The 8,445-nt window shown below is 62.0% G+C and carries 9 protein-coding genes and 2 pseudogenes; 3 read left to right on the top strand and 8 right to left on the bottom strand.

The window, feature by feature from the left end:
• Window positions 1–621 precede the first annotated feature (621 nt).
• A complete protein-coding gene (locus PV768_RS21535; RefSeq protein ID WP_421094170.1) occupies window positions 622–855 on the top strand; it encodes a hypothetical protein in 234 nt (77 codons plus the stop codon).
• A 122-nt stretch (window positions 856–977) separates the two neighbouring features.
• On the opposite strand, the gene PV768_RS21530 is transcribed toward PV768_RS21535, so the two are convergent.
• From PV768_RS21530 to PV768_RS21520, 3 genes and pseudogenes are all read right to left on the bottom strand, one after another.
• Complete coding sequence (locus tag PV768_RS21530; protein WP_323057413.1) at window positions 978–1,379, bottom strand: VOC family protein; 402 nt, start codon at window positions 1,377–1,379, stop codon at window positions 978–980.
• Between the two features lie 96 nt (window positions 1,380–1,475).
• Window positions 1,476–1,889 (bottom strand): annotated as a pseudogene (locus PV768_RS21525) (SRPBCC family protein); the annotation flags it as partial.
• On the bottom strand, window positions 1,801–2,238 hold the full coding sequence (locus PV768_RS21520; protein WP_421094169.1) for an ArsR/SmtB family transcription factor: 438 nt from the start codon (window positions 2,236–2,238) through the stop codon (window positions 1,801–1,803). The pseudogene PV768_RS21525 and the gene PV768_RS21520, both read right to left, overlap by 89 nt.
• A 483-nt stretch (window positions 2,239–2,721) precedes the next feature.
• On the opposite strand from PV768_RS21520, the gene PV768_RS21515 reads away from it, so the two are divergent.
• Both PV768_RS21515 and PV768_RS21510 read left to right on the top strand, forming a co-directional pair.
• The gene (locus tag PV768_RS21515) at window positions 2,722–4,086 is read left to right on the top strand and encodes a hypothetical protein (protein WP_421094168.1); all 1,365 of its coding nucleotides are present in this window, start codon (window positions 2,722–2,724) and stop codon (window positions 4,084–4,086) included.
• 474 nt (window positions 4,087–4,560) lie between these two features.
• Window positions 4,561–4,794 carry a hypothetical protein gene (locus PV768_RS21510; protein ID WP_421094167.1) on the top strand — a complete coding sequence of 78 codons (234 nt, stop codon included), beginning with the start codon at window positions 4,561–4,563 and terminating at the stop codon, window positions 4,792–4,794.
• A 38-nt stretch (window positions 4,795–4,832) separates the two neighbouring features.
• Here the strand turns inward: PV768_RS21510 and PV768_RS21505 are convergent, their stop codons facing one another.
• The 5 genes and pseudogenes from PV768_RS21505 to PV768_RS21485 all read right to left on the bottom strand — a co-directional run.
• A complete protein-coding gene (locus PV768_RS21505) occupies window positions 4,833–5,486 on the bottom strand; it encodes a hypothetical protein (RefSeq protein WP_421094166.1) in 654 nt (217 codons plus the stop codon).
• Between the two features lie 459 nt (window positions 5,487–5,945).
• Complete coding sequence (locus tag PV768_RS21500; protein WP_421094165.1) at window positions 5,946–6,401, bottom strand: hypothetical protein; 456 nt, start codon at window positions 6,399–6,401, stop codon at window positions 5,946–5,948.
• A 181-nt stretch (window positions 6,402–6,582) separates the two neighbouring features.
• Window positions 6,583–7,788, bottom strand: a complete 1,206-nt coding sequence (locus tag PV768_RS21495; protein ID WP_421094164.1) for an MFS transporter — start codon at window positions 7,786–7,788, stop codon at window positions 6,583–6,585.
• A gap of 189 nt (window positions 7,789–7,977) precedes the next feature.
• Window positions 7,978–8,229: a hypothetical protein gene (locus PV768_RS21490; protein WP_421094163.1), complete on the bottom strand. Its 252-nt coding sequence runs from the start codon at window positions 8,227–8,229 to the stop codon at window positions 7,978–7,980.
• A 99-nt stretch (window positions 8,230–8,328) separates the two neighbouring features.
• Window positions 8,329–8,445 (bottom strand): annotated as a pseudogene (locus PV768_RS21485) (pyridoxal 5'-phosphate synthase lyase subunit PdxS); the annotation flags it as partial.

The following is an 8,445-nucleotide window of genomic DNA, read 5'->3' as shown; positions in this document are numbered from 1 at the left end:
ACCGCTGGGCAGTTCTACTGGCCGTCAGTGGGCAATTACGTGGCCGCCTATGGGCAGTTTTTCATGGCCGCTTACACTGAAATCAGGCACGCAGTCCACGCAGAGGCCGTAACGACTGATGGCGAGGCAGCGTAGAGCCCTCGCCGCTTTCCATCGAGATGTTTTACCCAACAGTGGAAGGCAGTGATGGAGTCGACAGTGGAGCTATTCGCAAGAATCCGCCGTGATGCCAGGGGCAGGGGCTTATCGATTCGGTCCCATGCCCGCGAGCATCGAGTTTCCGCCGGACGGTGAGGCAGGCGTTGGCTGCCGCGGAGCGGCCGCCGCGCAGGGTGCCCGCCCTCGGGTAACCGAAACTCGGCCCGTTGAAGGGTGTCATTGATGCGATGCTTTTGACTGGTCTGGACGCGCCACGGAAGCAACGCCTACCGCGCAAAGGATCTTTGACCGGCTGGTGGATGAGCACAAGGCGGTGATCTCGTATTCCTCAGATAGGGAGTACGAAACCTTCTCCGGCTGGACCAAAACCTTCACAGATCCACGTCTGTGGGCCGCGATTGTGGACCGGCTGCCCTTCAAAGGACTATCACCGAAACGGGCACAGACTCCGAGGTGGCCCGCGTGGACGGACTTCTCAGCGATCACGCGAAACAGGACCTCGCGCGCATTGTGCATCGGTGGTGCGTCGAACACGCGGGTTGGCGGCCGCCATCGGGGAGGGGCATCCAAATCGATCTTCGCAAGGACCTCATCACTTCGAGCAATTTCACGCTTGCCGGCGATTGCCCTCTCATCACCACCGAGAGCAGCCGATATTCAGAACGTCTCGTCGTCGAAGGCCAGGTGGTTGAGTAGCCGTGCCATCGTCCAGCCCGACGGGACTAAAGTTCGCCGCATCGCATCGTCCTCGAGTCCCTCGCCTGTCCGAAGAACATGGCTTCGGTCCCTCGCGGGCCGAGCAAGCAGCAGTGCGTCGCTCACGTCGCGGGCTCGTATCCGACGAGCCAGTGAAGTCCGTGACGATCAATGACCTGGCCATCGGACGCGCCCCAGGGCTTTGGCGAGAGAGGATCGAGCACGGACCCGTCAACGGAGAGTTTGTCGAACCATTCATGGAGGACTTTCGGTTCGGCGGTTCCCAGCAGCGAGAGCATGATGCCTTCGAGCCGGACCGTTGTTTGGCCTTCGGCTGCGTCCGATCCTGCCAGGGCAACGACACCGTTGAGCACTCCATGAGCTACGGCTTCTGGCGGGCCGTCGCTCCTGCCGAAGTCCTCATAGGTGTGTAGAGACAGCTCACCGCCAAAAACATCCGCGTAAAAGTTCAAGGCTTCCCGCGCCGTTCCGGGAAAGTAGACATAGACCTGGGGCCCCTCCATGCGCCCATGGTTTTTGGGCGTCATGGCAGTGCTGTCCTTAACCCGATCGATAGTGGCATCCCAGCCCTCCTGAGTGCCGCCGAGAATGAGCTTTTGCACTTCTTCGATGTCCAGATGCTCAGAGAACTGAACTGTGAGGACGAGCTCCGTTTCGTTGCCCAACCCGTTGAGCTGCACCGTGACGACAGGGGCAGTCAGTTCGTTCTCGCCGTCGAGTTCGGGCCAGCCTCCCACAGCTCCCCAGCGGAAGACGAGTCGTTCGTCGGGAACGATCTCCAAGTAGATCCCTCCGGTGGGGTAGCTGAGGTCGCCATCGACGATCATCTGCTGTTTCCACGTTCCCCCAACCCGGAGGTCCACCTCAATGGATGTGGTCGGCGTGGGCATGTCGGGGTTGTAGAACCAGGCCAAGTGATCGGGGTCAGTCCACGCTCTGTATACCGACTGCCGTGATGCAGCAAGAATTCGGGTAAGGGTGAAGCTTCGATCCTGTGGCGGGTAATCGGTCATCATCTATCCTCCGGTTCGGTCGGGCGTCGGGCCGTTCGGCTGCTATAGCGAGCTGAGCGTCAAGGCGACCCAGACGGTTGCCCAGGAAATCGCGGTACGGGCCCATCCATTCCTCAACCTTTTGTAGCGGTGCGGGTTGAAGCCGGCAGTTCCTCCACTGCGCAGATCTGGACTTCGTGATCAGCCCGGCCTGCTCGAGAACCTTCAGATGGCGTGATACGGAGGGCACGCTGATCGAGTGCGGAGCGGCCAATTCGGTCACTGTGGCCTCGCCCTGCTGCAACTGCGCCAGCAGCGCACGGCGAGTGGGATCCGCCAGCGCAAGGAAGATCGTACTCAATTCATCCATTTGCGGTCTAGCCTAATTACGTATAAACGCAAATACAAGGCTGCGCGTTGACATAGAAGATGCGCGCGTAGAGGGGTGTCTGCGGCTGCCGGTCCGCCGGTAGGAGTAGCGTGAGCAAACGCGGAGGCCGGCGGCACCCTGGCGATGAGGCCGACCTGAGCAGTTTCACCGAGCAGGACGCTCCAAGTGCCAGCGTAAACTGGCCGATGCGAGCGGCAGTCGTTGCCATTGCTTGTGTCGTGGGATAGCTTTCGCTTGTCGGCAACCGCATTTTCGTAACTGTTGGGGGGATATGTGGCTTTGTCTGGCTGTGCCAGGACAGATTCGACCCGGAAACGAAGTTCTGCTGCCGTCCTTGCTGCCACCATGGTTACTGCTTTCGCCGGAGTCGTGTCTGCGGCAGCAGCCGCCTCAGACACAGAGGCTCCCGTCATACTCAGCATGGATGTATCACACCCGACTGTTGACGTTACTGGCGGTCCCGTGCAGGTGACCGTGCGGCTTGACGTCGAGGATCAGGGGTCGGGCCTGGACTCGGAATCACCGTGGGTGAATCCCGGTAACGTATCGGGCCAGGATGCTGTCCCTGGTCAAGTGATGACTTTGGTTTCCGGCGACCGTTTCCATGGAACCTACGAAAGTACCTTCACCTTCCCCGAGCTCGTCACAGGCGGCAACTGGTACATACGGCCGTACGTTCGTGACCGTGCGGGAAACTGGGAGCAGCTAACTCCGGCGGGAGCCGAAGTTTTGGTGGTCTCCCTGGAGGACAAGGAGGCTCCGACGATGACGGCCTCGCTCAGAAGTTCGAGGACAGTCGGCTCGGGCATCCTCGACATCACCGATGGGCCGGCCACAGTGGAGGTTACCGCCACCGCGTTCGACGACGGAATCGGCTTCGGCGTCGATTCCACCGCTGCAATCTCTGGAGGCAGCTGGGGATCCCACGTCGCCAATTCGTCCACCGAGCCGAAGCGAGCGGCGTTTAGTACAAGCTTCACATACCCTCAGTACATCCACCGGGAACCCCGTGAGTGGTATGACCTCGACTATCGAGGGGTATACACGTATTTGGTTGGCCCCATTGCAGATGCCAACGGCAACAGTGTTGGCAGGCTCACGGTCGGCCGGCTCATAGTGGCTACCAGGCCGATGCCCGATGCGCGGCCGCCGCAACTGCACATCAGCGACGGAACCGTTACTGCAGCTTGGCCTGCAAACCGCGATCTGCTGGGAGTGTTGGAATACGAAGTCGAGTTTGCTGACGCCCATAACGTCCGCGCTCTCCGGACGATCGGCACGGAGGCTTCCTTAGACGATTTGCCTGCCGGCATCTATACGGCGCGTGTGCGAGCTAGAAATGAGCTTGGCTGGGGCGACTGGACACAGCCTTCCGAACCGGCGGTCCATACAGGTGCAACTTCGGTGGCTCCGGCTCCTGTCACATCCACGCACCCCGAGGGCACGGCTCAGGATTCGATGCCAGTCACGGCCGGCGTGGATTCCTTGCTGGATGACCAGATTGTCGCAGAGGAGCCGGTGGTGGACATAGTTACGGTGCGTCCTCGTGTCACGGATGACGCTATTGCAACCCTGGATATCCCAGCCCCGGCGGCCATGGACACCGATCCGAATCTTTCCTTGGCACAGCGTTCGCCATCTCAGCCCGCCATTGAAGCCTCAACTCCACCACCAACGATTCATGCTGGCGCCAGCAACTCAGATCAGACGCCCAAGGACCTCCGGGCAGAAGGCTCGATGGTCACCTACGGCCTCGCCTTGGCTGCGGCGGTGCTTGTCTTCACGCTCTCAGCTCTGTCCTCACGGAGGTGGCGCCGGCAGGAGTGAACGCCGGGAACAACTGGTCCGTGCCCCACAAATGGCGGTGGAAACGACAGAGAACCGAACGTGCCGCATAGGCTGTTCTGTGAATCCAAACCCTTCCCCGGCCCCTGGACACTTCGACCCGCTGAGCCGCGGGAGATTCCCCGCAGCAGCGACGTGCCGTCGGGTTCGGAGAATTACGCAAATGAGTCCTGACGACAACTGAGTTATCCGTCGAGCGGCCGCAAGAAAAATCGCCAACACCAAACATTCACGGGCAATACCTTGCGCCGCGAGCCATTGATCATCCACACTGGCTACGGATCCGCAGGAAATATCTCCGCCGATCCAGACCGCCGGCCCCTTGCCGGCCACCGCCCCATCAAAAGAATGCCGGGCCCTCCCTCTCGAATCACAGCCTTCAGCCTCGCCGGACGTGCCCAGCCATTGTGGAGCCCCCTGCCGAACGTGCGGCCTGGCCCAGAGAAAGAAACCACCATGATCAAGCGCCACTCTGACCTAGTCCTGGAAATCACCGCGCACGACGCGGACACGGTTGAAAATGACCTCAATGCCGCAGTGGAGATCGTCCGCCAGCACGCCATGCAGGAGGGCCGCCATGGCATCCTGGTCACCCAGCACGGACATACCCGCTACACCGTCGCCGTCAGCCCCGACGTGCCCTTCGGCCAGACATACGAACGCCGAGAACTCGGACAGAGAGAGACCTGAAGCGACGTGGCGAGTTCACTGACAGAGGTGTGCGCCTGCTACGCCCACGGGACCGATTCAACCGAGTCCACCGCAAATGGCTTGGCTGCCGAGCGCTGCAGGGGACGACGAAGGCGGACCTGGTACAAACCATCGCGGAACGTGACGCGGGGATCCAACTGGACAACCAGGAGCGGCTCTTCGCGGGCCGCGTCCACCCGCAACACCATCCCCTCCCGCCGGCCGTCCACGAGCAGCGGTGTGGCCGGCTCTACCGCGGTCTCCCTCAGGCGGTTCTGAAATTCCGCCGTGGCCGCCAGGAAGAGGATTCCATGGGCGGCCCCAACGACGCGCAGGGGAATCACCATGTCACGCGGCGGGTGTGCGGGAGAGGGCGGAGCTTGCACCTGATAGTGCCGGGCAGACGACGTCCTGGCTGCCTTCAATACCCGGTCGCATTCCGGGCAACGGGTGCGCCTCCCGACGTCGGCCACCATGGTCACCAGCAGTCCCCTGGGTGCGTGAGCCCACTTGTCGGCCACAACGTGGCACCACGCCGGGTGGTACTCGTTCCCGTACTTCATCACGTAGACCTGATCATCGCCGAGGAGGGGCATCCCCTCCCGCCAGGCAGCCGGCTCGATCGGCTTGGGCACGCCGAGGTCACCGGCTCTCGCATCGGCGGGGCGGCCCGCATTAAGGTACTTGCGCAACAACGGACTGCGTTGCCTTTTTGACTGTGGAATCCCAGGTCCTTCCTGTGCAACGGGAGTGCGATCAGGCACACCCTCATGACCCCCTACTCAGCTTGCGTCCATTTCCCGCAAGTTGCCAGCCGGGACCATATCTTTCTGTCCGTACCAGGGCGCGAAGTTCCGCCAGGATGCTTGACGCGTGATAATTCCCCCCGAAGTCATGCTGGCTGATCTCAGTGCCCCGATGAATGAGCAGAAGTTCCATCGCTGCTTGTCATTCTGATATGCCCCCATAATCGCCGGGCGCGTTCTCCGCGCACCCAGGGCGCTACCGCGCCGGCGTCAACCCGGCCAGGAACTCCCCTATGCGCGCACCGTCGCCCAGTACCTCACCAGTGACACCACCGCCGCCTCCATCCGCCATCCGCCATCCGCCATCCACACCAGCGAAACCGCCGTCCGCGGACAGGCCCTACCTCATGCCGGCACCATGGCGGCGCTCACCGGAGTGCTCCCCGCACAGGGCGTCACTATCGTCGGAGACGAAACCTTCTCCCCTACGATGGCGAACCCGGCACCAGCCTCGCCCTGCCCGCCGGCTCCACCCAAGCCAGCGCGATCAACGCCGAATTCTTCTGCCGCGGCAGCTTCCTCGAACCCACCGACCGCATCACGCTCCCGACCACCCGTCAGGAACCAGCCAAAGCGGCCGCCGTCGAACACCCCATGGAAACCATCGCATCCCAGCCAGCTGATGCGACGCTCCGGCAAGGCAGGCACCTCTGGGCACACGTGCCCGATTCCAGAACCTTCCCGAGCGATGAAGACTGCCCCGCACTTCTCGCCAGCCTGCAATTCCAGGGAATCCGCGACCGGCTCAACGCAGACTTTCCCGGCCTGGACGAACCGACGGAGCTGATCCTGTTCGCCCAAACCGACCAGGCACCCAAGTGGTCACGCATTGGGAGGGCACAGCAACTGCTCCACCATGCATGCTCGCACCAGCGTCGACCGGACTCCAGGTTGTCAGGCTGTTTCATGCAAGCGCCGGGCTTCTCGGCATAGGCCGCTCCGACATCCCGTCGCTGCGTCTCGTGCCAGTAGCGACCTCATGTCAATTTGAAGCGCTGATCACCCGATCACGCCCTGCAAAAACGCCCGTCACGGTAAGCGCTGCCATGATGCCCGCGGTGACGAGGAGCGCAAGCGTCCAGTCTCCGCTTACGTCGCGAAGACCGCCGAACATTACCGGCCCCACCGCACCGAGACCGTACCCGACAGATTGCGCCATGCCGGACAGGGATGCGGCCTGCGGGTAATTCACGGTCCGGAGGCTAAACAGCGACAGAGCGATGACAATGAGGCTCCCGCACCCGATTGCCCCGAGAAAGATCCACAGCTGTATGAGGTCCGGCGCAAGGGCCAGCCCGAGAAACGTCACGAACATAAGCGCGCCGCTCGTAAAGGATACGAGCCGTTGGTCCGAACCCCGGTGAAGGATGCCCCCTGCGGCAAGGCTCGCGAACACGCTGATGAGCAGGAAAACGGACAGATGGATGCCCGCAGTAGTCGCGGGGACCCCTTGGCTTTGCTCGATAGTGGGCAACCATGCCATCAGGACGTAGAAGGCGATCGATTGCAGCCCCATGAAGATCGTCACCTGCCAGCCCAAGGCCGAAACCCAGGGCGACAGGTACGAGTCGTCTGGCGTGATGACGTGTGCGGTGCCTGCCCTGTGCCGGCGCAGCCACGGCAGGAGCACGGCCATGGCGATAAGGGCAAGTCCCACCCAGATTCCGAGGGCAAGCCGCCAGCCCCCCGGGGACGTTTCTGCCACGGGAACGACGACGGCGGCCCCGATCGCGGCGAAGGCCGCCTGTGTGGCGGTGTAGCTCCCGGTGACCTGGCTGACCCTCGTCGGAAAGTCCCGCTTCACGAGGGAAGGCACCAAAACATTGAGAAACGCGATAGCCATGCCGATCAGTGCGGTGCCCGCCCAGATGAAGCCGGGCACCGGTAAGGAGCGAAGCACGATGCCCAAGGCAAGGATCAGCAGGGACATCCACAGCGCCCGGTCGAGACCCAGACGGGAAGCGAAGCCGGGCGCCACAGGTGAGAAGACTGCGAAAGCAAAGAGCGGAAGGCCTGTGAGGAACCCTGCTGCGGCGCTTGAAAGCTCAAGATCACTGCTGATGTTCGCGAGTACCGATCCCACACTGACAAAGGACACCCGAAGGTTAACCGCGATGAGCAGAACCCCGATGAAGGCCAGGCCAAACCTGACAGTGCGATCCGGGGCGTTCCGGGTGACAACGGGCATGATACGTTCTTCCACCGTTCAGGAGATTAGGAGCGCACGAAGCGCCCAGCCGATTCCAGCCTTGCCGGCAGATAACCGGAAGGCTGCTTCTACGGGGGCACCTATCACCGGCAAAGTGCCCAAGACCCTTTGGACAACCGGGAGCCATGCAGGCAAGGGTGAGTGAATGCCGCGAACATTCCTGCGCTGCTAGGCGCTGATTTCCAGTGTGACACCATCGTTCCCATGGAAAATTCGGCGTTCACCAAGATCCTTGAGCACTATCCAGACAAGTGATCCATCGGGTGTCGCGCAGTCTATCGTTCCGTACGTCACGTACCCTCCGCCGTCTGTAATCCGCACATCTTGGCCCTCCGCCAGCGCGTCCCGTGAGACTGATCGCCAGTGAGGCCTCACCAGGGATTGAGGGGGCAGTTCGAGTGAAGCGGTTTCAATTGCCATTAGTGCTCCTAATTGATGCCGAAAGCCGCGGTCTTGGCGCCGAACCTTGTTCTGGACACGAGCAGGCTTCCGGTCAACCTGTTGTGGGGAACTCCCGCGTTACCAGCCGCGTTCGGCGAGGCGGTGGGGCTGGGGGATCTCGTCGACGTTGATGCCCACCATGGCTTCGCCGAGGCCGCGGGAGGCCTTGGCGATGACGTCGGGGTCATCGAAGAA

It is taken from the genome of Pseudarthrobacter sp. CC4, from assembly GCF_048957775.1.
In the GTDB taxonomy this organism is placed as follows: Bacteria; Actinomycetota; Actinomycetes; order Actinomycetales; family Micrococcaceae; genus Arthrobacter.
This window is presented reverse-complemented; position numbering and strand designations above follow the sequence as displayed.